The following is a 24068-nucleotide window of genomic DNA, read 5'->3' as shown; positions in this document are numbered from 1 at the left end:
GGTTAATTGCAGCTAAAGCAGTGCAAAACTCTCAAAAATAAAGGCCACTGTAAGTGGCCTTATTCGTTCAAATTACACCCGATACGAGGCTGCCTGTTGCTGTAAACGCGCAGCTAACTGAGCCAATGAAGTGCTGGCATCCGCACTGTGGGTAGCGCTGCGGGTCATCTCGCCGATACTGACACTAAACTCACTGATATTTTTATTAATATCTTCTGCCACTATGGTTTGCTGTTCAGTCGCAGCAGAAATTTGCACGTTCATATCCACTATAGTGCCAACAGCAGATTTAATCTCCTCAAGCACAGCACCAGCTTCCTGTGCATTGGTGACACTGCTACTGGCGTATTGACCTGATTGCGCCATCGCCTGCACAGCTTCTCGTGCTGAAGCCTGCAGAGTATCTATCATCACGCGGATAGACTCTGTGGCCTTTTGGGTATTGGTGGCTAAAGTTCGCACTTCATCTGCGACCACAGCAAAACCCCGGCCTGCTTCACCGGCACGAGCTGCTTCAATGGCAGCGTTTAGCGCCAGTAAGTTGGTCTGGCCAGCTATCGTCTGGATCACCGCCAATACCGCAGTGATTTTCTCAGATTCGCCATTGAGTTGTTCAATCACCAGACTGGCGCCGTTCACCACTTTGGACAATTGCTCAATAGAGCTCACATTCTGGATGACTTTTTGATAACCCTGCTGGGTTTTATGATCCACATCATTGGCTTGCTCCGAAGTCGCCAAAGCGCTGTTTGCCACTTCCTGAATAGCGGCCGACATTTGATTGACAGCTGTGGCTATTAAATTGGCCTGCTGTTCCTGCTCAAAGGCAGTGCCGCTGACTTGCTGGCTAATTTGGCTCATCTCTTCTGAAGCGGCTGCAAGTTGTGACACTGCATCACCTAACTCGGTAAAAAACTGGTGTACACGACTGATGGTCTGGTTAAAGGCTATGGCTGTCACCGCTATTTCATCGGTGCCTGTAACTTCAGCCCTGATGCGTAAATCGGATTTATCTCCAACCACAGAAATAGCCTGTTGCAGCTGATTTAGTGGCTTGTGAATAGAGCGGTAAATTAACCAGGACAAAATCCCTAAACATATCAACACCAACAACAGCGCAATCACAAAAAGTTGCAGAAAAAACTGATACTGCTCTGCCGCTGCGACCTTAAACTTTTCAGCCTCCACTAACTGCACATCAATTAAGGCAGCCAAAGAGGCACTCAGTGGATCAGCCAACTGATACAGCTCTGTATTAAAATCTTTCGCACTACGCTGCACTAAGCTGCCATCGCTAATTTTCCCCTGATACTCTTGTAGTTTTTGCCGGAACACTGACATTTGCTGTTTAGCTTTTTCAGCCAATCCAGCTTCTTCTGTGGTTAAAGTCGTTGCCAGATAAGCCTGCCAGACCTGATCGGCCAGCTGGCCTTGTTGCTGCAACTGCTGCACAGCTTCTGAAGCGCTTATCACCTCGCCACGGTACTTATGTAGTAAATCTACAGAAGTCACGGCATAAGCATCAGCCACTTGCTTAATTTGCTTTAGCGGCACAACGCGGTCTTCATAAATACTGGTGGCTCCATCACTCAAATGGCCCATTTCCCTGACCGAAATCAAACTAATGGTAATTAACACCAGTAATGGCACACAAACCAACAGCAACAAGCGGATTTTTACCGACATTTGATTTAACATTGGGGTTAACTCCTTAACAGATCAGCAACTTAGCGATTTAACTTTCCTATTGAGCATAGCCCAAAACTGGCAGGTTCAACGGATTAACACAAAATGCGCTTTGATTCAGTTGTTGCCTTTTGCCCGGCTTTTCTGGATCATCGGCAAAGCCCCTCAATTTAAAGAAAGGATTTTGTAATGAGTGATACTTTGTTGGCCTCTGTGGCTGGTTTCCCTGAATTTATCAGCTTCTTTTTTCTGGCCATTTTATTAATAGCTTTGTTTTGTCGTTTTTATACCTGGATTACACCACAAGACGAGTTAGCCCTGATCAAAGAAAACAACAGCGCTGCTGCTATAGCTTTTGCTGGCGCTTTAATTGGGTTTGCTTTGCCGTTATCCAGCGCTATTACCCATTCACTGTCGTTAGCCGACTGTGCTATCTGGGGTGCTATTGCTTTAGTGGTTCAAGTGCTGACCTTTGCCGTGGTCCGTTTTGCTCTGAAACAACTGCCGGAACGTATCAATAAAGGCGAAGTGGCTGCTGGTGTGTTTTCTGCCGGTTGTTCTATTGCCATTGGTTTGATTAACTCTGCCAGCATGACCTATTAACTTGCACAACCAATCGAGGAGTCACTGATGAAACAAAAAGTGCTGAAACGCAGTAAAAAAGCAGCTTTAGTGTTGATGGTGCCTACTGCAACTTTTTTAATGGCAGGTTGTGGTCAGGAAGAGGCAGTTCAAACTGCAGCTTTTGAAACCGTCGACCAATGTGCCGCTTATTACAACCCTGAACAATGTAAAGCAGATTTAGGTCAGGCTTTGGCTATGCATACGCAAGTTGCGCCTAAATATGCCGACAAAGCTGCCTGTGAAACTGACTTTGGTGTAGGCCAGTGTGAAACTCCGGCTCAAGCCGCAGCAACAGCGGGTACAGAACAAATGCCACAGCAGGCTCAGGCGTCCAGCGGCGGCTTTTTTATGCCAATGATGATGGGATTTTTAGCAGGTCAAATGCTGAACCGTTCAGGCTCACAGTTAAAACAACCAGTGCAGGCTCAACCTTTGTATAAATCAAGGGATGACCGCAGTACCTTCCGCACGGCAACCAATACGCCTGTGGCTAAAGGTGTAGGCCCAACTTATATCAAACCTTCTTCGGTGCAACCTAAACCAGCGGGTATGGTGAATAGAGGTGGTTTTGGTGCTCAGGCGCAAAAACGTTCCAGCTCAGCCAGCAGCTTTGGTGGTTAAGAGCGCATGAAAAAAGTAGCTTGTGATGAGCGCCCTGGCTGGCGCTCTTATGCAGAATCTGTAGGTTTTGAGTTTCATACTTTTGATGGCGAAGCCTATTGGGATGAAACGGCTTATTACCAGTTTAACCTGCGCCAGATTGAGCAGGATTTAGAAGAGCCTACCGAAGAGCTACATCAGATGGCTTTAGGTTTAGTGGACGACGTCATTCGTGATGAAGAAAAGCTAAAACAATTAGCCATACCAGAAAAATTCTGGGATTTTGTCGCAGACTCATGGCGCAACAAGGCGCCATCTTTATACGGCCGGCTGGATTTAGTCTACGACGGCACAGGTCCGGCTAAATTGCTGGAACTGAATTACGACACCCCAACCTCTTTATTTGAAACAGGTTTTTTCCAGTGGGTTTGGCTGGAAGATCAGATCATGCGCGGCAAAGTGCCACAAGGCGCCGATCAGTTTAATTCCCTGCAAGACCAGTTAGAGGCCGCTTTTGCCAACCTGCCCTTAGCCAATCCATTGTATTTCGCTTCTGTGGCCAACAGTATTGAAGACAAAGGTACAGTGATGTATCTGATGGATATTGCCAAACAGGCTGGGGTCGACAGCCGTTTTATCGAACTGGAACAGTTAGGTGAAGCCAGTGGTCAACTGGTGGATCTGGAAGGTTTCGCCATAGGTGGTTTGTTTAAGCTGTATCCATGGGAATTTATGGTGCAGGAAGATTTTGCTTCCGTCATTTTAAGCAGTCAAACCCAATGGCTGGAACCAGGTTGGAAAATGTTGTTGTCGAACAAGGGCATATTACCTTTGTTGTGGCAAAAACATCAGGGCCACCCAAATTTGCTGGAAAGCCATTTTGAACAACCAGGCCAGAGCTTTGGTGCAGGCTGGGTGCGTAAACCACTGTTTTCCCGTGAAGGCGCGAATGTTGAATTAGTCACTCTCAGCGGCGAAAAAATCAGTGAGCCAGGCCCTTACGCCGACTCGCCTTTTATCCGCCAGAAGTTGCATCCCTTGCCAAAATTTGGCGACAGCTACACTATGATTGGCAGCTGGGTCGTAGGCAACAGCGCCGCTGGCATTGGCATTCGCGAAGACAACTCGCTGATCACCAAAGACAGTTCACGTTTTTTACCTCATATTATTTTGGATTAACTCCATTCAGGCAGGCCAGATTGATGCTGGCCTGTTGTCATTTATTTATCCGCTTTTCATCAGCTCAACGTAAGGATTTTCAGTGTTTGAGTTTTTATTCTGTCAGCCTGGATATCAGCTATTTTCAGTCAGACAGGAATATAAAATGAGCCTACTCTCAGCGTCAAAACAACTCAATCTGATCATGTTTAGCACTTTATGGTTACTGGCCTCTTGCGGAGGCAGCAGCGATGGTGCAGCCGCACCTGTTAAAGAGGTGAACACCAATTTTCCGGCAGGACAGCCTGTGCCGGATAACAGATTTGTCGACACTTATTCAGTATTGATTTTTGGTAACAGCCATGTGCGCTCCCATAATCTGGCTGATTTGGTTGTTCAGATGATACAAACAGGTCGGCCAGGTGCGAAAGCTACAGCAGAACTTGCTGCTGGCATTCTTTTTCTGGATGAGCGCTTCAATAATCAAAACGATCTTAGATTGCTGCAATCCAAGACCTGGACACATTTGATCCTGCAAGGACAAAAATATTCCACCAGTGGTGCTTACTACTATCCGACAGACAAAACTGTGACCTGGGTAAAAGCCAGTAAAGCACAACAAGTAACCCCGATCCTTTTTCCTGAGCACCCAACATCGGGTAACAAGACAGAAGGCATGAGGGTGCATCAGTTACATCAGTCAATTCAGCAAGAGGAGAATAGTTGCCTTGCTCCTGTCGGATTGGCGTGGGATAAGGCGCTGGAGCTATACCCAGAGCTAACGCTGCATAGCTCTGATGGCAATCATGCGGCTTTGGCTGGTACATTTTTAACGGCTCTGGTGCTGTATCAAAGCATTACAGGCAATAATGCCGACACCTTGCCACAGCTGAGCAACATAACCTTATCGGCTCAAAGCCAGCAACAGCTGCGTCAGGCTGCGGCCGCAACTTTGCAACAGTATCCTGCCTGCCCATTCTGAGCAGCAATAGCCACAACAGGCAAAAAAGTATATTCATGCACTAAAAGAGGATAAAAAACCAACGCAAGGCCAAATGAAAAAACATAAATACATGATAAAAAACAACTTTATTAAAAATACCAAATCCAGTTAAATTAACTGTTGGTTATTTATCCAAAATTGTTTAAAGTGCGCGCTCATTTGTGCTGTCTATACTGCGCCAGCTATGGCTTTTGCATTCCTTTGCTATGCTTAAGCCGCTGTCGTATTCCTGTCACAAGACAGCCTTAGTCTTATTTTGTTTTTGCCAGAAGGAAACAAAACCATAGTGCGCACTACAGAACTTGTTGATGGCTTTCGTCAGTCCGCCCCTTATGTGAACTCTCACCGTGGCAAAACCTTTGTGGTGATGCTTGGTGGTGAAGCCATAGATCAGCCCGGCTTTCGCAGCATTATTAATGATATAGCCTTGCTGAATACCCTCGGCATTAAGATAGTGCTGGTGTATGGCGCCCGCCCCCAAATTAATAAGGCGCTGGAAAAAGCCGGTTTAAATTGCGATTACCATAACCGTATCCGGGTGACAGACGATGATTCCTTCCATGTGATCAAACAAGTCGCAGGCGCGTTGCAGTTGGATATTACCGCCCGTTTGTCGATGAGCTTAAGTAATACGCCAATGCATAATGCTCAAATCAACGTGGTGAGCGGTAACTTTGTTATAGCTCAGCCTTTGGGTGTGGACGATGGCATCGACTACTTGCACAGCGGCCGCGTGCGTCGAATTGATGTGCAGGGTATTCGCCGCCAGTTGGATAACAACGGCATCGTATTAATGGGCCCAGTGGCAGCTTCTGTGACAGGCGAAAGTTTTAACCTGACAGCCGAAGAAATTGCTACTCAAGTCGCAATAAAACTCAAAGCTGAAAAAATCATCGGCTTTAACGAAGCTGGCGGTATTGTTGGTGAAGATGGCGATATTACCGCTGAGTTAATGCCAAATTACGCTGAACATTTAATGTGGCAAATGGAACAAAAGGAAGATGTATGCACAGCAACAGTCGCCTTTTTGCATGCCGCTATTACCGCCTGTCGCTCTGGCGTTTCGCGTTGTCACTTAGTCAGTTATGGCGACAATGGCGCTATGCTGCAGGAATTATTCTCCCGTGATGGTATTGGTACTCAGATAGTTACCGAGGCAGCTGAACGTTTGCGTGCCGCCAGCATTACCGACATAGGCGGTATTCTGGATTTGATCCGTCCGCTGGAGCAACAAGGTTTATTAGTGCGTCGTTCGCGTGAACAGCTGGAAATGGAAATAGACCAGTTTGTGGTGATTGAACGTGATGGTTTAATTATTGGCTGTGCCGCGCTTTATCCCTTCCCGGAAGAGAACGTCGGTGAATTTGCCTGTTTAGCTGTGCATGAACAATACCGTGATGCCGACCGTGGCAGCGCCTTGCTGAAAAATATTATTCAGCTGGCTCGCCAACGTAAGTATTACCGCTTATTTGCGCTGACCACCCGCAGCATTCACTGGTTCCAGGAGCACGGCTTTGAGCTGGTGACAGTGCAGGATTTACCAGAGAAAAAACAACAGCTGTATAACTACCAACGCCGCTCTAAAATTTTGGCCCTGGATTTATAAAGCTTTTTTCTGTTGTATTTGTTCTACCACAGTCCGGGCTAAGGCCCTGGCGGTGGTCCATTTCCCTCCGGATACAGTCAGCAACTGCTGCTGCCAATTTAGTGCATACTCCCGACTGGCGGTGCTGGCACTGTCGCTACCACCCAATAAAGGCCGGACTCCGGCAAACTTACTCTCTACATCAGCTTCACTAAGTTGACTATCGAAATAGTAGTTATATAGCTTTAGTAAGTAGGCCTGCTCTGCGTCACTGCATTCTATTGGCTCTGCCAAACTTTGCCGTACCTCAGTGGTGCCCACTAAAGTTTTACCCTGATAAGGCAATACAAAGACAATACGGCGCTCCCCCGGCACTTCCAGCATATGTCCATAACGGCTGATAGCAGGCACCAGCAAATGACTGCCACGCACCAAATCCAAAGCTTGTTGCAACGGCAGCTCTGATTGTTCCAATAGCTGATTACTCCAGGGCCCAGCCACATTCACCACCAGATCAAAAACTTGCCAGTCCGAACTGTTGGCCGCAAAAACCCCACCAGTGGCCGTAATTTGCGTTACCGGGCAATGCTGGTGAATTTGCACACCGGCTTTGATGGCCTGTTCTGCCACCCAAAGCCCGAGCTTTCTGTCGTCCATCTGGCCATCAAAAAATAAATAAGCCCCTGTTAAACCATCAGTTTTTAGTTGTGGCGAGCAACGTTTTGTCTGCTCTGCTGTTAACCAGCGATGTCGACCTATGCCTTTTTTTCCGCTCAGTAAGTCATAAAGCCACAAGCCAATTTTGATTTGCCAGCCTGGCCTTTGGCCATTTTGATAGATGGGATACAACAGCGGTAATCTTTTGGTTAAGTGCGGTGCTTTTTTCAGCCACCAACGTCTTTCCTGCAAGGCTTCATGCACCAGACGAAACTCGCCCTGTTCCAGATAACGTAAACCACCATGCAGTAATTTAGAGGAGGATTTGCTGGTCGCCTGCATCAGCTCATCTCGTTCAAACAAGGTCACCTGATGGCCAGCCAACGCTAATTGCCAGGCAGATGACAAGCCATTAATACCACCACCTATGACAGCTATTTTCATATGCTAATCCATTAAGTCTTTGATCTATCAAAGCAGAATCAGCCAGCTTTGTCGAATTGCTTTGTCTGACTGCTTTGCCGGACTACTTTGCTGGTTCTGGCTGGCTGATAAGCACCATGATTTGGCCTGAATTCTGGCAGACAGCTGAAGGTGTCTCTGTTGAAATATGTTGAAGCGAACCAAAGGAGATACTGATGTTAGAACTCAGACCGAACTGTGAGTGTTGTGATGCCGATTTAGCACCAGCAGATCAGGCTTTTATCTGCTCTTTTGAATGCACCTTTTGTCCGGAGTGCATGCAGCAACTGGCAGGGATCTGTCCAAACTGCGGCGGAGAATTAGTCAGACGGCCTATACGCCCGGCAGCTAAATTAGCAGCCAACCCGCCTTCAGCGGCACGGGTGTTTAAACCTGATTGCAAAACAAAAACAGCACCTTAGTTCATCAGCGCCATGGCGGTTTGAATTTGCTGTTCAGTTAAGCCCTGATCCTGCATTGAGCTGACTAAATTATTTTTAGAATCCACTAAACCCCGACTTAAACTACTGACTTCTGCTTGTAGCGCCTTTACCTTTTCCTGTTTTTCTTCAGGTGTCATAGAACTGTTACTCATCAGTTGTTGCAGCTCTTGTTGTTTTTTCTCCAGCTCTTCCTGCTTATCACGAATAGCTTTCAGCGCCTGTTTGACGTTGTCAGGCAATTCACTTTCGTCTATATCTTTATCTCTTTCCGCTTTTTTGGATTTTTGTAATCCAAGTGGCGATAGATCCACATGAATACCAACAGGAGCTTTACTGCTGTCTTTTTCCGAAGCTGAGGTGTTGTCATCCGAAACAGGGGCTGCCTGCGTTGCTGCAGGCACTACATTTTGAATGCTCAGATTGAGCATCTGATTTAAGTCCATTTTTAACATCAGCTTTGCACCGAAAATAGAGAATCACTCTATTATCGGCACCAGCTAAATAAACTTTAATCAGCTTTAGCGGGTTTGACCGTCGCCTATCACTATGTATTTCTCTGTGGTCAAAGATTCCAGTCCCATAGGGCCGTAGGCGTGCAACTTGGAGGTAGAAATACCAATTTCAGCCCCTAACCCCAGCTCGCCACCATCGCTGAATCGTGAGGACGCATTCACCATCACAACTGCACTGTTAATTTGCTTTAAAAAACGCTGTGCTGTGCTGATGTCCTGAGTGCAAATCACCTCGGTATGATTGGAGCTGTGCTGTTGGATATGTACAATGGCATCATCGTAGCTGGCTACTATTTTAAGTGAAATCGCCAAACGCAGATATTCGGTATCGAACTGTTGGGGTTGTGCGACCACGGCATTAGTGAAATAGGCAGCCGATTGCTCGCAGGCAAACACTTCAACCTGATGTGGCGCCAATGCAGCTGCAGCCAAGCGCAAAAATTCAGGGGCTACCGCCTGATGCACCAGCAAGGTTTCCAGCGAATTACAGGCACTGGGTCTTTGGACTTTACCATTTATAAGTAAAGCGATTGCCTTCTCAAGGTCTGCCTCTTTATCCACGTACAGATGACAGACACCTTTGTAGTGTTGAATCACCGGAATTTTACTGTTGTCGCTGACAAAATGAATTAAACCTTCGCCGCCTCGTGGTATCACTAAATCAACACTGTCCTTTTGCTGCAGTAGCTCCAGCAATAAAGCACGGTCTGGATCCGAGATCACACTTATAGCTGCCGGATCAATCCCCTGCTGCGCCATGGCTTTATGCAAAGAGGCTGCAATAGCCAGGCTGGACTGCAGAGCTTCACGGCCACCGCGTAAAATCACCGCATTACCGGACTTTAAACACAAAGCACCAGCATCTGCTGTGACATTAGGCCTGGCTTCGTAAATCATCGCTATGACGCCAAGCGGAATACGCATTTTACCCACCTGAATACCATTAGGCCTTGGTGCCATCTGGCGGATTTGGCCTACAGGGTCTGGTAAAGCTGCGATATAACGTACTGCATTGGCTAAGGTTTTAATCCGCTCTTCGGTCAAAAGCAGGCGGTCCAGCATAGCCTCTGCTAACTGTTTCTCGCGCCCTGCCGCCATATCTTTGGCATTGCCAGCCAAAATCAAAGCGGTATCGGCTTCTAACTGATCAGCCATTGCCAGCAGTAACTGATTTTTATCAGCTTCAGATAACTGCGCCAGTTGTAAGGCCGCGATTTTAGCTTGCTGGCAAATGGCTTTAATATTCACACTAGTCATGCTCAGCCCTCTACCAAAGCTAAATCGTCGCGGTGCACCACCACTTCGCTTGGGCAATAACCCAAAATACTTTCAATCTGCTGACTATGTACGCCACGGATTTTACCAAGCTCAGCCACACTGTATTGACTGATGCCTTTGGCTAGCTGTTTACCGGCTTGGTCACACAACCAAATAGCGTCACCTTTATCAAAATCACCGCTGATGCTGCTGATGCCCTTTGGCAGCAAAGAGGCACCTTTATGCAATAACGCCTGCACAGCGCCGCTATCGAGCTGCAGCTCGCCACGGGTTTTTAAACTGTGCAGCAACCAGTGTTTTTTCGCGCTTAACCTTTCCTGCTGTTTATGAAACAGCGTGCCGCAGGCTTTACCAGCCAGGAGTGCTGCGAAGCTATCAGATTTCTGGCCGTTAATAATTAAGGTATCAATGCCTTGCGACGTCGCTTTACTGGCCGCCTGCAACTTGGTGGTCATGCCACCTGTGCCAATGGCATGATGACTGCCGCCGGCCATGGCATAAATATCCGCTGTGATTTGATGTACTTCAGGAATAAGCAGCGCATTGCTGTCAGAACGTGGATTAGCTGTATATAAACCATCGACATCTGAGCAAATAATCAAGGCATCGGCATCCACAACAGTAGCCACCAAAGCAGCCAGATTGTCGTTATCACCCACTTTAAGTTCTGCAGTGGCCACAGTGTCGTTTTCGTTCACTATAGGCAGAACACCATGATCCAACAAAGTACGCAGCGTATTGTGGATATTTAAATAGCGGCTACGGTGCTGTAAATCGTCATGTGTCAGCAAAATTTGCGCACAGTCAAAATCCAGCAAGTTACGCCAGCTTTGCATCATGCGGGTTTGGCCAACGGCCGCCATAGCTTGTTTAACGTTAATGGGTAAGGGGTGATGGGCAAAGGGGATAGCAGCACGGCCTGCAGCCACACTACCTGAAGAGACCAATACCACTTCAACCCCTTGTTGCCTGCATTCGCTGATAAACCCAGCGATCGCCAGCAAATAACGGGTGGAGCAACCTTTTGCTTCCGGTGCAATCAGGGCACTGCCCACTTTAAGCACCAGACGTCGCCACTTTAACCCAGCCATAAAACCCATTTATCTCCAGTTATTTTTTAACCACCCGAGCATACTGGTTTAGACGTATATATGTCTATAGCCGTCTTGCTATTGGGCGAGCCGCGACTTTAACAGGCCGTTTAAAAGTGTCTTGCATAGCACCTGAACTTCAGCCGGCTGAGTATCAGATTGACAATAGGCTTTACCTCCACTCAAACCAAAAGTCAGATAGCTTAGTTCACAGGTATTTCGGTAAAATCTGACCCACAATGCATTACTTTTTTGTCCTAAGCAGAGCCTGATGTCGCACAACACTATTTCACTGAACCAACAGCGCCAGCCACTGGATCACCTCGACTCGGTCTGGCTGTTTGGTTACGGCTCACTGATTTATAAAACTGACTTTGACTATTTGGCCGCTAAACCAGCCTGCATTTATGGTTGGGAACGCCGCTTTTGGCAAGGCTCACATGATCATCGTGGTACGCCTGAGGCGCCTGGAAGGGTGTTAACCCTGATTGAAGCAGCTGGAGCACGTTGCGCCGGCATGGCTTATCAAGTAACACCAACGACCTTTGAACATTTGGACCATCGTGAAAAAAATGGTTATTTGCGTATATTTACCCCACTACACTGGCTGAATGAAACAGGTGAAGTGCAAGGGGTTGTGTATTTAGCCAGCGCAGACAATGAGGCTTATTTGGGCCCGGACACAGACGCAGCTATAGCCGCGCATATAGCACGCAGCTGCGGTCCAAGTGGTCCCAATAGTGAATACCTGCTTCAGCTGGCACAGGCGCTGCGCGATATGAATGAGCAAGACGAACATGTGTTTGCGATTGAACGTGAACTGTTAAAGGTATTAAAACGAACCTAATCGCTGCACCATTCCTTCACCAGAATACTGGGTAGCGCCTCTTACTTTGGCTCTCTTCAGCTTTATTCACCGCCATACATGGCGATCTCCCTAAAGAGCCAAGGCTCTGCGTTGTTAAACATTGACCAGGGCAATGTTTTTAGTTCAGCGCTAATTCAGTTCAACTGAGGTACAATCGCGTCACAATAATTCAGGAGATTTCGCATGATAGCCAAACAGTTAGGTTTAGTTGCCTTATGCAGCACCTTAGTTTTATCCGGTTGTGCCAGTATGAATATCGCACCGGAAAACCAGAACACCGCCAAAGGCGCAGCCATTGGTGCTGGTGTAGGTGCTGTGCTGGGTAAAGCAACAGGCAATCATAAAAACAAAAGGCTGGCTATTGGTGCAGCTATTGGCGCTTTAGCAGGCGCTGCTGTGGGTCGTTATATGGACCATCAGGAAATGGCTTTGCGTGATCAGTTATCTGGCACTGGTGTCAAAGTGCACCGTGACGGCGATATTTTACGTTTAGAAATTCCATCACAAATTACCTTTGCTGTGAATCAGTCATCTATCCAGCCTCAGCTGTATCCGGTGCTGAATGATGTGGCTAAAGTACTGGGTGAATACGATAAAACTATGCTGGTCATAAGCGGTCACACCGACGATACAGGTGCTTATGATTACAATATGCAGCTGTCAAAAAAACGTGCTGAAAGCGTAAAAGATTATTTAGTGGCGCAGCGTTTAAACCCAATCCGTATTGAAACTCAGGGTTTAGGCCCAAGTTACCCGGCTGTACCAAACAATTCTGAAAGCAACAGAGCGATGAACCGCCGCGTTGAGATTCATATCGAAGCCATCACTGAATAAAATACCCGTCGTCCTTGTCGCCGCAGTTTTGTTGACTGCGCCCTCTCACCCCAGTCACATAGGTTAACTATGTTCCTGGGGTTTCGAGAGCTTGTCGCCTCACTGCAACACCAATGACTTAGGCTATTGCCGTCGCCTTGAAGCCACAGCTTTGTTGACCGAGCAGTAACATCAATGGCTTAGGCTAAAGCGTTTAAAAGTGTAAAGCTTTTAAAAGCGTAAAACTCCGGCTATGCTGCCGCTGCATCTATTGCAGTACCAGCACACCGGAGTTTTTTTATGGGTTTATTGTGGTTAGTTACGCTGATTTGGGCTTTTAGTTTTTCCCTGATTGGCGAATTTTTGTCTGGCCGGGTCGACCCTTATTTGGCGGTCAGTAGCCGTATGCTGTTGGCCTTAGTGTTATTCCTGCCCTGGTTATTAAAAAGCACCAGCTCTAAAGCTCAGGCTGTGGTCCTTGCCGCCATTGGTGCTATTCAGTTGGGACTGATGTATCTGCTGCTGTATCACAGTTTCCTGTATTTGAGTGTGGCCGAAGTGCTGCTATTTACTATTCTGACCCCTGCCTATATCTCAATACTGGATTACTTCTGGCGTTATAAAAAGCTGCATTTGCGCTGGTTAGGCCCTGCCCTGCTGGCTATTTTGGGTGCTTTAGTCATTCGCTATCAAAACTTAAGCGCAGATTTCTGGTGGGGTTTATTGCTGATCCAAGCGGCCAACTTATGTTTTGCTTTTGGTCAGGTGGCTTATCGCCAGTTGGATTTGGGTTCAACAGGCTCACAACGTTATAACTTCGGTTGGTTTTTTGTTGGTGCCACTCTCACCAGCTTATTGGCGACAGCTTTATTTGCCGACTGGAACAAAATGCCCACTACCACTCTGGACTACGGCATTTTAATCTGGCTCGGATTAGTTGCTTCTGGTTTAGGCTATTGGCTATGGAATGCCGGAGCCCGGCAAGTGAATGCCAATCAGTTAGCAGTGATGAACAATGTATTGATACCAGCGGGTTTAGTAGTGAACTTTGTATTCTGGCAACAAAACGTCAACTGGTGGACTTTATCCGCAGGTTCAGTATTAATTTTAGCCAGTTTAGGCTGGGCAAGCCGGCAGGAAGATGTGTAGGGGCGGCCTTTAGAGCCGCCCGCAACTTCATCACTTTTCTGCAAAGGCCTTCTTTACAAAGTTAGGCAAAGCCATGGCGGCCTGATGCACTTCCGCATTGTAGTACTGGGTTTCAAAGGCAGGGTTTTGTGCAGCCTCAACACGGAAGCCGTCAAATTTGGCATCTTTGCGGGCTAAAGTACAAGTCCACCAACCGGATGGATACACCATCTGTGGGAACAACAGGCTTTGTAAATCAGCAAAACCAGCGTCTGACATAGCATCACGCATGGCTTTGAGTAGCGGCATATGAATAAGAGGCGACTCGCTTTGTTGCACTAAAATGCCACCTGGGCGCAGTGCTTTTAAGCAGCTTTCATAGAATGCTCTGTTAAATAAACCTTCACCCGGGCCTATAGGGTCGGTGGAGTCAACGATCACTACGTCCAAAGATTCTGGTTCAGCATCACGCATAAACTGAATACCGTCGGCAAATTTTAACGTCGCGCGTGGGTCGTCATTGGATGCACAGAGTTCAGGAAAGTATTTTTCCGCCATGCGGGTCACTTGTTCGTCGATATCAATTTGAGTGACTTGTTCGATATCCGGGTGTTTTAATACTTCACGCAAAGTACCGCAGTCACCACCACCAATAATCACCACCTGTTTTGGCGCCGGGTGAGTAAACAACACTGGGTGGCTTAACATTTCGTGATAAAGGAAATTGTCACGGCTGCTCAACATAATCACGCCGTCAATCACCATCAGATTACCAAAATGAGTGGTCTCAAACATTTCGATATGTTGAAAAGGCGACTGCACCTCATCCAGTTTTTTGGTGATGGCCAAACCAAAAGCACTACCACTGGCCGCAAAAATTTCGGTGAACCATTTGTTGTCGCCCGACATACTTATCTCCTGAAAATCAACTAAGCTGGGTATTTTGCCAGTCAGGGCAATATGAGACAAACTTTTCATGTTTTTTTCACTGCATTGGCTTTAAAATAGCGCATCATTTTTTTAAGGGCACGACAATGGCAGATTGGGGTATCGAAAAAGCACGATCCATATATAACGTAGCAGTCTGGAGTGAAGGCTATTTTGATGTTAACAACAATGGCGACCTGGTAGCTTATCCGGATCAAGACCATAAAAAACCCGGAATTAATTTCCCGGAGCTGACTGCCCGTTTTAAAGAGGAAGGCTTAACCCTGCCCGTATTGGTACGTTTTACCGATATTCTGCAGCACCGTGTTGGCACCTTAATTAATTCTTTTGCTCAGGCGAAAAAAGAGCGTGAGTACAAAGGCGAATACACTGCCGTTTACCCTATCAAAGTAAACCAGCAATTTTCTGTAGTGAAAAAGCTGGTGAGCCATGACAGCGGTAAAGTAGGTTTAGAAGCAGGTTCTAAACCTGAGCTGATGGCTATTTTAGGCGTCACCGACAAACCTTTGCGTATTGTTTGTAACGGCTACAAAGATTCTGAGTTCCTGCGTTTAGCCACTATTGGCCAGATGATGGGCCATCAGGTGTATGTGGTGGTTGAGAAAATCACTGAATTAAAAACCTTAATCCGTGAAATCGACAGCTTAGGCCAGGCGCCTATGATTGGTATCCGTATCAAGCTGAACTCGGTCGGTAAAGGTAAATGGCAAAACACCGGTGGTGAAAAAGGCAAGTTTGGTTTAACCGCCACTCAAGTGCTGCAAGCTATCGACATTCTGCGTGACGCCGGCAAACTGGACTTGTTGCAGTTAGTGCATTTCCATATCGGCTCTCAGATTGCCAATATCCGTGATATTCACAATGCGATTCGTGAGTGCGCCCGTCACTACGCTGAACTGCGCACTTTAGGTGTGCCTATCACTACGGTTGACGTAGGTGGTGGTTTAGGTGTGGACTACGAAGGTTCGAACTCACGTTCTGCCTGCTCGATGAACTACACCATGCTGGAATACGCCCGCAACGTGGTGTACGGCTTAAAAGAAGTCTGTGACGAATACGACTTACCACATCCGAACATTATCACTGAGTCTGGCCGTGCTATGACTGCACACCACGCTGTGTTAATTACTGATGCTATTGACGTAGAACGCGCACCAGGCTTAGTGAATATGCCGGAACCAAGCGAAGACTCACCAGCCGTGATTTGGGCCTTGTGGGATTCGTATAAAAACGTGACGCCACGTACAGCGGTAGAAGCCTATCACGATGCAGTGCATTATTTTACCGATGCTCATGCTCAATATGTGCATGGTTTGCTGACGTTAAAAGACTGGTCTTTGCTGGAGCAAATTTACTTTGCCACCATCAATAAAGTGAAAAACAAACTGGATTTATCCTCGCGTTCACACCGTGATATTCACGATGAGTTAAACGAGAAATTAGCCGACAAGCTATTTGTAAACTTCTCTTTGTTCCAGTCTATGCCGGATGCCTGGGGTATTGACCAGTTATTCCCAGTCATGCCACTGGAACGTATGGATGAGTCACTGGAACACCGCGCTATTATTCAGGACATTACCTGTGACTCAGACGGCGTACTGAAAAGTTATGCCGACGGTAACGGTATTGAATCCAGCCTGCCGCTGCCTTCGTACAAAGAAGATTCGCAGTTCCTGCTGGGTATGTTTATGGTCGGTGCTTACCAGGAAATTCTGGGCGACTTACACAACCTGTTTGGTGATACAGACTCAGTCCATGTTGAACTGGATGACGAAGGCGGTTACCGTCTGACCAATGCGATTAAAGGCGACACAGTGGCTGACGTTTTACGTTATGTACAGTTTGACGCGAAGAAGCTGCTTGCCTCTTATCAGAAGCAATTAGCACGGATGGACTTTACCCCTGAAATGCAGGCGTCTTATTTAGATGAACTGAAATCCGGGGTTTATGGTTACACCTACTTCGAAGATTAAGGTAAACTTGCCACTGATCGGATGAGAGAAAAGCAGGCCCGCCTGCTTTTCCTTTATAACCATTACCCAAATTAATTGAAGCTGCAGCGCGGCGACAAGCCACGAGACCCCATGAGCATAGGTCACTATGTGATTGGGGCGAGAGAGCGCGGTCAACAAAGCTGCAGTTTTAAGTAAGAAGGGTAAAACTAAGTGGTGACTGAATGCTGCATTTTTTACCAGCCCCAATACGTGGCTCGCTTTCTTTTCTGCTGTACTTTATCAACACTATTTTTTGGGCCACCCCTATTCTGATCCTGGCCATAGTGAAGTTGCCTCCGGTAAAAATCTGGCAAACCTGGATCACCTATTTACTCGACTTCTGTGCTACCAGCTGGATCACATTAAATAACTTAACCAGCCGAACCTTTACCCGCATCCGTTGGGATATCAAAGGCATAGATAATTTAAGCGTCAAAGACTGGTATCTGGTGATGGCGAACCATCAGTCCTGGGTTGATATTCTGGTACTGCAAAAAGTCTTTAACCACAAAGCACCCTTTTTAAAGTTTTTCCTGAAAAAAGAACTGATTTATGTGCCAGTAATTGGCTTGTGCTGGTGGGCACTGGATTTTCCTTTTATGCAGCGTTTAACCGCTAAACAGCTGGCAGAAAAACCTGAACTCAAAGGCACTGATATAGCCACGACCCGTAAAGCCTGCGAAAAGTTTCGCTACAAACCAGTGTCTGTGATGAATTTCCTTGAAGGCACCCGCTTTACTCAACACAAACATGATAAACAACAATCGCCTTTTACCCACTTGCTCAAACCTAAAGCTGGCGGCATTTCTTTTGTGCTGAACGCCATGGGTGAACATTTGCATAAACTGCTGGATGTGACCATTTGTTACCCTAAAGAAATCCCTACTTTCTGGGATTACATTTCCGGCAAGGTGCAGGATATTAAAGTACGGGTGCGGGTATTGCCTATAGATCCAAATCTGATTGGGGATTATGAAGATCCGGTGTTTAAACAAAGATTTCAGGCCTGGGTCAATCAACTCTGGTTAGATAAAGATTTGTTATTAACAGAGCTGAAACAAGGAGAGCGGAGCTAATGCTGTATTGGTTGCCTGTAGTACTCAAAGCCCCTTTAGCGTTTTTTTTGTTTAGCTGCAATCTGGCGTTGTGGGGCACGCTGGTCACATTGATTGGTCTGGCCAAATTGTTGTCTCCAAGCGCAACAGCCAGAGCATTCTGGTCTAAACCTGCACACTGGTGTTATCGCGGCTGGTCGCGTTACAACAAGCTATTAATGGAGCTGTTTAACAAAGTCGAATGGCAGGTCAGCGGCGTGGCTGAACTGAAAAAAGACAGCTGGTATCTACTGATTTCCAACCATAAAAGCTGGCTGGATATTCCGGTGTTAAGCCAGTTTGCGTTAAATCGTATTCCTGAACCTAAGTTCTTTTTAAAAGAAGAACTAAAATGGGTGCCTTTTATTGGTTCAGGATCCTGGGCTTTGGATATGCCTTTTATGAAGCGCTACAGCCAGGCACAAGTCGCGAAGAACCCCGCGCTTAAAGGCAAAGACATAGAAACTACCCGCGCCTCCTGCGAAAAGTTTAAAAATACTCCAACCACCATTATTAACTTTGTTGAAGGCTCGCGTTTTACCACAGAAAAACATAAGCAAAAACGTAGTCCATTCCGGCATTTATTGCCGCCCAAAGCCGGTGGTATAGCCTTTACTCTCGCCAGTATGGGCCAGCAGTTTCATTCGGTATTGGATATCACCATTCTTTACCCTGACAACCCAGGCCATGTGGCTTTAGATATGCTTTGTGGCCGTTTAAAACGTGTGGTCGTCCTGGTTGAGATTCTGCCGGTGGATGATGAAATTATTGGCGATTATTTTAACGACGAAGCGTTCAGAATCACCTTTCAGAACTGGCTAAATCAGCGCTGGCTGAAAAAAGATCAGGCTATTGCGGCTTATCATCAACCAGAACCATCCACTTCGGAAAACGCCTTGTGTTAGATCAGTATTTACAACAAGCGGCCAGTTATTTTGGCCAGACGTTACCACCAGAACATTTGCTGATGTTAGCCATCCGGCTCGTATTGGCTTTGGTCTTGTTATGCCTGCTTTTTGCGCTGGCTCGCCGCTATCTGATGCCTGTTATAGCTCATCTGCTGGATAAAGTGGATGGTGAATTAGAACATCAAACAGAAAGAGAACGTTTGCAACTGGCCAGCCATGTTGCGCATTTGCTGCCTGCGGTGGTACTGATTAGCTCAGCCGAAAAGTTTTTCCTGCATTGGCCAGATTTTATGTCGGCTGTGCATCTTGGCCTTTGGATTTACCTCTATTGTTTTGCAGGTATGGCTTTTGCTGCGCTGATTAATTTTGCTGCTGCCATTTATAGCGCTGTCGACCGTCAAAGTAATGTGCCTTATCTCGGGCTGGCGCAAATTCTGAAATTACTCGACTTCATCGTCGTAGGCATACTGATCTTAAGCATGCTGCTGGACAAATCTCCGGTCTATTTACTCAGCGGTTTAGGTGCTTTGACTGCAGTGTTGTTGTTAGTCTTTAAAGATACGATTTTAGGTTTAGTCGCCAGTATTCAGTTAGCCACCAATAACATGGTAAACCGCGGCGACTGGATTGAAATGCCGAAATACGGCGCAGATGGTGCCGTGACCGAAGTGGCGCTTACCACTGTTAAAGTGCAGAACTGGGACAATACCATCACCACTATCCCCACTTATGCGCTGATTTCCGACTCCTTTAAAAACTGGCGTGGTATGCAACAATCCGGTGGCCGCCGTATTAAAAGAGCCATCAAAATTGATATCCACAGCATAGGTTTTCTGGACGAAGCGGAAATACAACAACTGTTGGAGCAACCAGTACTGCAGCCATTTTTTGCGACACAAGAAGCGAAGGACTTGTTACAGCAACCACACCTGACCAACCTGAAGCTGTTTCGCCATTACACCCAGTGGTTGTTGCAGCAGAACCCAAATATCAATCAGGACATGACTTTGATGGTGCGTCAGCTGGAATCTAACGAGGTAGGTTTACCGCTGGAAGTGTATTGCTTTAGCTCAGATAAAGTCTGGGCCAACTATGAGCAAATTCAGGCCGAAATTTTCGAAACCTTATTTGCGACTTTACCGCTTTTTACCTTAAGTACTTTCCAGCGGATAGGTGGCAGACAGCAGGAACTTTAACTTTTGCTGGCGCTAATCATCAGATTACGAGGGGTCAGTTGATAGTCGCAGAATTGCTTAACCTGCACCTGATAGCCTTGTTGTTGCAAAAACAAGGCTCTGTCCAGCACCAACCATTGTTCCAATAAAGGACGGAACAAGGATCGCACCAGCTGCATTTTTTGTACTAACAGATGCCGTTGTTGCCCGAGTTGCAGATAATGGTCCCAGTCTGTATCAGCCGGAATTTGCCATTGATGTTGCTCTGCGGCCCAGTTTGCAAAAGCACTGAACTCACCACTAAACCAATGTTTAGGTACTGAAGACAAAGGTCGGTAGTGCGTTTGACTTTGCAAGTCCTGATACAACTCCTGATAGGCCAGACGCCACATCACTTCGATGTGACGCAAGCGTGTCACCCGATCTCCTGCTGTGACCTGAGCCTGCACTGCCAGCTTGAGCTCGTCACGGCTTAACTGGCCCAAAGTACTTTGCTGCGCTTGCGTCGATAACGCCAGATACTGCTCAGTGGCAATTAAATGATAACAACAAGGCACTATGTCCAGTTGCTTTGTGCCGACACGGCTTGCCAGTTGTAGCAAGCGGATATGCAAATCACCACAGGCATGCAAAGCCACAACCTGCTGCGCTGTGTTGAAGTGCTTTGAAGTACTTTCAGATAACACATCCGCCTGAATAAAATGCTGTGCCAGCTGCAGTTTCTTTGCCTGTTGTTGGCCCTCCACACAAAGTGCCTCTTGCCATTCCAGGCTGCATACCTCTCGCTGCTGACTAAAACAGAGCCAGCGTCCTAAATGACCTTTGCCGGCACACCATTCCAGTACAGGCAAATCGCTTTGTTGCATCTCTGTCGCAAAAGCCTGAATTTGTTCTAGTTTACGGCCTTTAATATCACGGCTAAACCAGAATGGCAGTTCGGTTTGCGTTGTTTTTTTGCTGTCAGGTGTTGCAAGGTCAAAAGGACTGAACTGATTTAGCTCAGGAAAAAATTCAGAAAAATAGCTGCGCCGATGCACTTCATCCTGATCCAGTCGTTCTATTTCTGCAGCGCTGATCTGCAGTAAATTCTGGCCTATTGTTGTATCAGCCCAGGGCAAAACAGTGAAATGAAAAGGGCTGAAGCGCCAGAACTGCTGGTACTGAGTGAGCAACAAATCCAAGTGTAAAAACTGTTCAGACAGAAGCTGGGGCATAAGCGGATAAAATATCTGTAACTAGAAAATGTGTCGCTACTATACCACTGCAAACTACAAAAGCGGTTTTGGCTGTCCCTTAGTTTTTTGTTTAGCATGATCAGACTTCAACTGGCATCAAGGCTAAAAATAATGCACACTCAATCGCATAGATCATGACCCGAACAAAGAGACATTCAGGTGACAGAACTCAAACGTATTATGCATGTGGAAGACGATCCATCCATTCAGGCCGTGGCTAAAGTCGCATTAGAAGTAGTAGGTGGTTTTACCGTCGAAACCTGTAGTGGCGGTGAAGAGGCTTTAAAAGGTTTTCACGCTTTTCAACCTCAACTGATTTTACTGGATGTGATGATGCCAGGTATGGACGGTCCCAGTACCTTAAAAAAAATGCAGTCGGATTTTGACTTAAGCGCCATTCCTGTGGTGTTTATGACAGCTAAAGTGCAGGCTAATGAAATTGAATCTTACAAAGCCTTAGGCGCTGCCGATGTAGTGGTGAAACCTTTTGACCCTATGACTTTGTCGGATCAAATTCGCGAAATCTGGCAGAAACTGCAATAAGCTAAATAACAAAGGGCCCTTCGGCCCTTTGTTAATCTTGCTCAGTGTCCTGCCGCTTCTGTTCAACCTGCTCAAATAACTTTTGTAAGTCCTGCTCGTACTGCTGCATATCTTTGCCTTGCCCCAGATAAAAAGGCAGAGGTAATAAACGTGAATCGTACTGCAAGCTTCGATCAAAAGGCGAAGGAGGAGTCAGTAAAGCTGCCCACTGGCCTGAGGTAGCCAATAAAGCAACAGCCACAGCAACAGAGGTTTGAGCCTTGATGGACCAGTGAGTCGCCAGCCATAAATTGCCACTAAACATAGCAGCTAAGATCAAACTATACCCAAGCACTTCGAGCAGCTGTGCAACAGCAGAACCATCCAGATTAAAACCCAGCCAATAACAAAAGGCGCCCCAGACTGAACTACTTGCCAGCGCCGCATAGGTCAGGCTTAACTGAGGCAGAAAATGACTTTCCTGCTGATTAAATCTACTCCAGAGCGCCAGAATAGCGGGCCAGATACAAAACATCAGCAAGGTTTTTGGTAATTCCAGCAACCGCACTGTCCATAAATGATCCAGCTGTTTTGGTAAAGTTAACCAGATATCTATGACCTGATCAGCCGCTAATATCAACGCAAAAAGCAGAATGAAAGCCCAATGCCCCATCGCCTGTAACCGCTGGGCTGCCACACTGAAAGGCATAGTTTCAGCAACAGGATGTGCATCGTCATACAACCGCAAGGCCTGCTCACCCAGCCAGCAGATTTCGCCAGAGCGTAGCGGCTCTTTCGCCACTACAGCTTTTCGATCCAAAACAAAACTGCCATTGACTGAACTTAAATCTTCCAGCCACCAATGGCCTTCTTCGTCCTGTTGCAGCTTGGCGTGATAAGGGCAAACATGTTTATTAAACAAAATCACATCGTTATCAAAAGCCCGGCCTAAGCGCACTTGTTGCTGTAAAAACTTATGCCGTTCTGTGACTTTTTGCTGCTTATTCAGTACTTCGACTATTACTGCCATACCACAGCTCCAATAAACTTGCGGCTGAACTCTAAGGCCATTTTTTGATCAACACCTGCTAAGGTGAAGTGGCTGATCACGCCTTGTTGCTGATGGTCTAAAGAAGCAGAAATATAAGCCACATCAAAAAGTTGCGGATAATTACGATAGGCTCTTAAACAAAACACTGCCTTGGCATGCTGACCTTCCACCGGACTCACCAGTTGATTCTGGCAGGAATAAGCAGTCACATCCTCTTCACCCGCACTGTTGTCGGCATTCATCTGATTAATGCTGTGCTGATAACGGCGGAAAAACTGCAGTGGGTGTAAGTCTTTGGCCTGAAGCCATTCAAACTGCATTTCAATGCGGCCTGTGCTGAATTCTGACGACAAAAATATTTCTTCCGGCTGATTACAAAAGGCATTCACTCTTTTGACATCGTCTTTGTCTTTTTCCACGTTGGACGTGCCCCAGCTGCGAATAAAAGGCACTATTTCGTCCGGCACTGTGGCAGGACCAAAGTTTTTCAGCTGCCAGTCTGCCTGCAGAATTTGCCGAAACATAGCCTGTTGATTACTGATCAGTTGCTGATGAATATCTTGTTTGATATCAGCCACAGGCTGTTTCGCCAGTAGCTTTTGTAAGGCTGCTGCTGGTACTAAAAACCCAAATCATTGCCGGCTGATGCCACATTGACACCTATCACCTCACCCGCCTCATTTACTGCAGGGCCACCACTCATGCCGCTGTTAATAGCGCCGGTAAAATGAATACGAGGGTAAAAGCTGTGTTTTTGCAGGCCGTTGTAGGTACCAGGCACTACTATTAAACCTAAATCATGAGGATTTCCCAGCGAATACACTGCGGCCCCTTGCACTGGTGCCTGCTGTTGCAACTGAAAACTCTTGGCTGCCTTATAGTCGGTTTTTAGCAAAGCCAAATCGTTGACCACATCCACAGCCACTATCTCAAGTTTGCCCTTTTGCTGATTTTGCGCCAGAAACTCCAGCTGGTATTTTTGCGGAAATAACACGGCTTCAGACACTACATGGTAGTTGGTCACCACCAGATTAGGTTCGGCCAGTAAAAAACCACTGCCTATGGCTGACTTAGCGCCTGAAGCATGCTCCAGCACTTTAATTTGCAACAAAGCATCGGCGTAATCGGCAAATACTTTTTCAGCTACAGCAGCGCTGTAACCAGGGGCTGAGCAACAGCACAGAACCAGCAACAACAAGCTGGTCCATGTTTTTTGCAGCATAGGGGATCCTT

24 protein-coding genes are annotated in these 24068 nt (G+C 46.7%); 14 read left to right on the top strand and 10 right to left on the bottom strand.

Annotated elements, in window-relative coordinates:
• Positions 1-72 precede the first annotated feature (72 nt).
• Complete coding sequence (locus LSG34_RS11300) at positions 73-1698, bottom strand: methyl-accepting chemotaxis protein (RefSeq protein WP_233009205.1); 1626 nt, start codon at positions 1696-1698, stop codon at positions 73-75.
• A gap of 177 nt (positions 1699-1875) precedes the next feature.
• On the opposite strand from LSG34_RS11300, the gene LSG34_RS11295 reads away from it, so the two are divergent.
• The 5 genes from LSG34_RS11295 (at position 1876) to argA (ending at position 6677) form a co-directional block, all read left to right on the top strand.
• Positions 1876-2289, top strand: a complete 414-nt coding sequence (locus LSG34_RS11295; RefSeq protein ID WP_233009204.1) for a DUF350 domain-containing protein — start codon at positions 1876-1878, stop codon at positions 2287-2289.
• 27 nt (positions 2290-2316) lie between these two features.
• Positions 2317-2931 (top strand): DUF1190 domain-containing protein, encoded by a 615-nt coding sequence (locus LSG34_RS11290; protein WP_233009203.1) that lies wholly within the window; start codon positions 2317-2319, stop codon positions 2929-2931.
• 6 nt (positions 2932-2937) lie between these two features.
• On the top strand, positions 2938-4089 hold the full coding sequence (locus LSG34_RS11285; protein ID WP_233009202.1) for a glutathionylspermidine synthase family protein: 1152 nt from the start codon (positions 2938-2940) through the stop codon (positions 4087-4089).
• Positions 4090-4234: 145 nt separating this feature from the next.
• Positions 4235-5050 (top strand): hypothetical protein, encoded by an 816-nt coding sequence (locus tag LSG34_RS11280; protein ID WP_233009201.1) that lies wholly within the window; start codon positions 4235-4237, stop codon positions 5048-5050.
• Positions 5051-5357: 307 nt separating this feature from the next.
• Positions 5358-6677, top strand: coding sequence for an amino-acid N-acetyltransferase (argA, locus tag LSG34_RS11275; RefSeq protein WP_233009200.1), 1320 nt, complete (start codon positions 5358-5360; stop codon positions 6675-6677).
• On the opposite strand, the gene LSG34_RS11270 is transcribed toward argA, so the two are convergent.
• Complete coding sequence (locus tag LSG34_RS11270) at positions 6672-7757, bottom strand: glycerol-3-phosphate dehydrogenase/oxidase (protein ID WP_233009199.1); 1086 nt, start codon at positions 7755-7757, stop codon at positions 6672-6674. The genes argA and LSG34_RS11270 overlap by 6 nt on opposite strands.
• 194 nt (positions 7758-7951) lie before the next feature.
• Here LSG34_RS11270 and LSG34_RS11265 point away from each other — a divergent pair, with 194 nt between their 5' ends.
• A complete protein-coding gene (locus LSG34_RS11265) occupies positions 7952-8197 on the top strand; it encodes a DUF1272 domain-containing protein (RefSeq protein WP_233009198.1) in 246 nt (81 codons plus the stop codon).
• Here the strand turns inward: LSG34_RS11265 and LSG34_RS11260 are convergent.
• The 3 genes from LSG34_RS11260 to proB all read right to left on the bottom strand — a co-directional run bounded on the left by LSG34_RS11260 (position 8194) and on the right by proB (position 11108).
• Positions 8194-8670 (bottom strand): hypothetical protein, encoded by a 477-nt coding sequence (locus LSG34_RS11260; RefSeq protein ID WP_233009197.1) that lies wholly within the window; start codon positions 8668-8670, stop codon positions 8194-8196. The two genes, LSG34_RS11265 and LSG34_RS11260, sit on opposite strands and share 4 nt — an antisense overlap.
• A gap of 66 nt (positions 8671-8736) precedes the next feature.
• Positions 8737-9987: a glutamate-5-semialdehyde dehydrogenase gene (locus tag LSG34_RS11255; RefSeq protein WP_233009196.1), complete on the bottom strand. Its 1251-nt coding sequence runs from the start codon at positions 9985-9987 to the stop codon at positions 8737-8739.
• Positions 9988-9989: 2 nt separating this feature from the next.
• Positions 9990-11108 carry a glutamate 5-kinase gene (gene proB, locus LSG34_RS11250; protein ID WP_233009195.1) on the bottom strand — a complete coding sequence of 373 codons (1119 nt, stop codon included), beginning with the start codon at positions 11106-11108 and terminating at the stop codon, positions 9990-9992.
• Between the two features lie 262 nt (positions 11109-11370).
• On the opposite strand from proB, the gene LSG34_RS11245 reads away from it, so the two are divergent.
• From LSG34_RS11245 to LSG34_RS11235, 3 genes are all read left to right on the top strand, one after another.
• Complete coding sequence (locus LSG34_RS11245) at positions 11371-11946, top strand: gamma-glutamylcyclotransferase (protein ID WP_233009194.1); 576 nt, start codon at positions 11371-11373, stop codon at positions 11944-11946.
• Between the two features lie 204 nt (positions 11947-12150).
• Positions 12151-12801 (top strand): OmpA family protein, encoded by a 651-nt coding sequence (locus tag LSG34_RS11240; RefSeq protein WP_233009193.1) that lies wholly within the window; start codon positions 12151-12153, stop codon positions 12799-12801.
• Positions 12802-13080: 279 nt separating this feature from the next.
• Complete coding sequence (locus LSG34_RS11235; protein WP_233009192.1) at positions 13081-13929, top strand: EamA family transporter; 849 nt, start codon at positions 13081-13083, stop codon at positions 13927-13929.
• Positions 13930-13959: 30 nt separating this feature from the next.
• Here LSG34_RS11235 and speE read toward each other — a convergent pair whose 3' ends face one another.
• Positions 13960-14817 (bottom strand): polyamine aminopropyltransferase, encoded by an 858-nt coding sequence (gene speE / locus LSG34_RS11230; RefSeq protein ID WP_233009191.1) that lies wholly within the window; start codon positions 14815-14817, stop codon positions 13960-13962.
• Positions 14818-14942: 125 nt separating this feature from the next.
• On the opposite strand from speE, the gene speA reads away from it, so the two are divergent.
• The 4 genes from speA (at position 14943) to LSG34_RS11210 (ending at position 20048) form a co-directional block, all read left to right on the top strand.
• Positions 14943-16829 carry a biosynthetic arginine decarboxylase gene (gene speA, locus LSG34_RS11225; protein ID WP_233009190.1) on the top strand — a complete coding sequence of 629 codons (1887 nt, stop codon included), beginning with the start codon at positions 14943-14945 and terminating at the stop codon, positions 16827-16829.
• 203 nt (positions 16830-17032) lie between these two features.
• Positions 17033-17926, top strand: a complete 894-nt coding sequence (locus tag LSG34_RS11220; protein WP_233009189.1) for an acyltransferase — start codon at positions 17033-17035, stop codon at positions 17924-17926.
• Entirely contained in the window at positions 17926-18849 is a 924-nt protein-coding gene (locus tag LSG34_RS11215; RefSeq protein ID WP_233009188.1) for an acyltransferase, read from the top strand. Before LSG34_RS11220 ends, LSG34_RS11215 begins: the two co-directional genes overlap by 1 nt.
• Positions 18843-20048 (top strand): mechanosensitive ion channel family protein, encoded by a 1206-nt coding sequence (locus LSG34_RS11210; protein WP_233009187.1) that lies wholly within the window; start codon positions 18843-18845, stop codon positions 20046-20048. The genes LSG34_RS11215 and LSG34_RS11210 overlap by 7 nt, the downstream gene beginning before the upstream one ends.
• Here LSG34_RS11210 and LSG34_RS11205 read toward each other — a convergent pair.
• Complete coding sequence (locus LSG34_RS11205) at positions 20045-21208, bottom strand: methyltransferase (RefSeq protein ID WP_233009186.1); 1164 nt, start codon at positions 21206-21208, stop codon at positions 20045-20047. The genes LSG34_RS11210 and LSG34_RS11205 overlap by 4 nt on opposite strands.
• A gap of 213 nt (positions 21209-21421) precedes the next feature.
• On the opposite strand from LSG34_RS11205, the gene LSG34_RS11200 reads away from it, so the two are divergent.
• Positions 21422-21805 (top strand): response regulator, encoded by a 384-nt coding sequence (locus LSG34_RS11200; protein ID WP_233009185.1) that lies wholly within the window; start codon positions 21422-21424, stop codon positions 21803-21805.
• Between the two features lie 31 nt (positions 21806-21836).
• On the opposite strand, the gene LSG34_RS11195 is transcribed toward LSG34_RS11200, so the two are convergent.
• From LSG34_RS11195 to LSG34_RS11185, 3 genes are read right to left on the bottom strand one after another with little or no spacing between them, the layout of a single operon-like run.
• A complete protein-coding gene (locus tag LSG34_RS11195; protein WP_233009184.1) occupies positions 21837-22814 on the bottom strand; it encodes an FHA domain-containing protein in 978 nt (325 codons plus the stop codon).
• Positions 22805-23413: a hypothetical protein gene (locus LSG34_RS11190; protein WP_233009183.1), complete on the bottom strand. Its 609-nt coding sequence runs from the start codon at positions 23411-23413 to the stop codon at positions 22805-22807. Before LSG34_RS11190 ends, LSG34_RS11195 begins: the two co-directional genes overlap by 10 nt.
• Positions 23414-23454: 41 nt before the next feature.
• Complete coding sequence (locus LSG34_RS11185; RefSeq protein WP_233009182.1) at positions 23455-24057, bottom strand: S1 family peptidase; 603 nt, start codon at positions 24055-24057, stop codon at positions 23455-23457.
• Positions 24058-24068 lie beyond the last annotated feature (11 nt).

It is taken from the genome of Rheinheimera faecalis (genome assembly GCF_021290965.1).
In the GTDB taxonomy this organism is placed as follows: domain Bacteria; phylum Pseudomonadota; class Gammaproteobacteria; order Enterobacterales; family Alteromonadaceae; genus Pararheinheimera; species Pararheinheimera faecalis.
This window is presented reverse-complemented; position numbering and strand designations above follow the sequence as displayed.

Bases quoted from the DNA above. Each gene is read 5' to 3' on its own strand.
- LSG34_RS11240 (WP_233009193.1), top strand. From the start codon at position 12,151: ATGATAGCCAAACAGTTAGGTTTAGTTGCCTTATGCAGCACCTTAGTT.
- LSG34_RS11245 (WP_233009194.1), top strand. From the start codon at position 11,371: ATGTCGCACAACACTATTTCACTGAACCAACAGCGCCAGCCACTGGAT.
- LSG34_RS11255 (WP_233009196.1), bottom strand. From the start codon at position 9,987: ATGACTAGTGTGAATATTAAAGCCATTTGCCAGCAAGCTAAAATCGCG.
- LSG34_RS11260 (WP_233009197.1), bottom strand. From the start codon at position 8,670: ATGTTAAAAATGGACTTAAATCAGATGCTCAATCTGAGCATTCAAAAT.
- speA (WP_233009190.1), top strand. From the start codon at position 14,943: ATGGCAGATTGGGGTATCGAAAAAGCACGATCCATATATAACGTAGCA.
- LSG34_RS11235 (WP_233009192.1), top strand. From the start codon at position 13,081: ATGGGTTTATTGTGGTTAGTTACGCTGATTTGGGCTTTTAGTTTTTCC.
- proB (WP_233009195.1), bottom strand. From the start codon at position 11,108: ATGGGTTTTATGGCTGGGTTAAAGTGGCGACGTCTGGTGCTTAAAGTG.
- LSG34_RS11270 (WP_233009199.1), bottom strand. From the start codon at position 7,757: ATGAAAATAGCTGTCATAGGTGGTGGTATTAATGGCTTGTCATCTGCC.
- speE (WP_233009191.1), bottom strand. From the start codon at position 14,817: ATGTCGGGCGACAACAAATGGTTCACCGAAATTTTTGCGGCCAGTGGT.
- LSG34_RS11185 (WP_233009182.1), bottom strand. From the start codon at position 24,057: ATGCTGCAAAAAACATGGACCAGCTTGTTGTTGCTGGTTCTGTGCTGT.
- LSG34_RS11285 (WP_233009202.1), top strand. From the start codon at position 2,938: ATGAAAAAAGTAGCTTGTGATGAGCGCCCTGGCTGGCGCTCTTATGCA.
- LSG34_RS11280 (WP_233009201.1), top strand. From the start codon at position 4,235: ATGAGCCTACTCTCAGCGTCAAAACAACTCAATCTGATCATGTTTAGC.
- LSG34_RS11265 (WP_233009198.1), top strand. From the start codon at position 7,952: ATGTTAGAACTCAGACCGAACTGTGAGTGTTGTGATGCCGATTTAGCA.
- LSG34_RS11220 (WP_233009189.1), top strand. From the start codon at position 17,033: ATGCTGCATTTTTTACCAGCCCCAATACGTGGCTCGCTTTCTTTTCTG.
- LSG34_RS11215 (WP_233009188.1), top strand. From the start codon at position 17,926: ATGCTGTATTGGTTGCCTGTAGTACTCAAAGCCCCTTTAGCGTTTTTT.
- LSG34_RS11295 (WP_233009204.1), top strand. From the start codon at position 1,876: ATGAGTGATACTTTGTTGGCCTCTGTGGCTGGTTTCCCTGAATTTATC.
- LSG34_RS11290 (WP_233009203.1), top strand. From the start codon at position 2,317: ATGAAACAAAAAGTGCTGAAACGCAGTAAAAAAGCAGCTTTAGTGTTG.
- LSG34_RS11195 (WP_233009184.1), bottom strand. From the start codon at position 22,814: ATGGCAGTAATAGTCGAAGTACTGAATAAGCAGCAAAAAGTCACAGAA.
- LSG34_RS11300 (WP_233009205.1), bottom strand. From the start codon at position 1,698: ATGTTAAATCAAATGTCGGTAAAAATCCGCTTGTTGCTGTTGGTTTGT.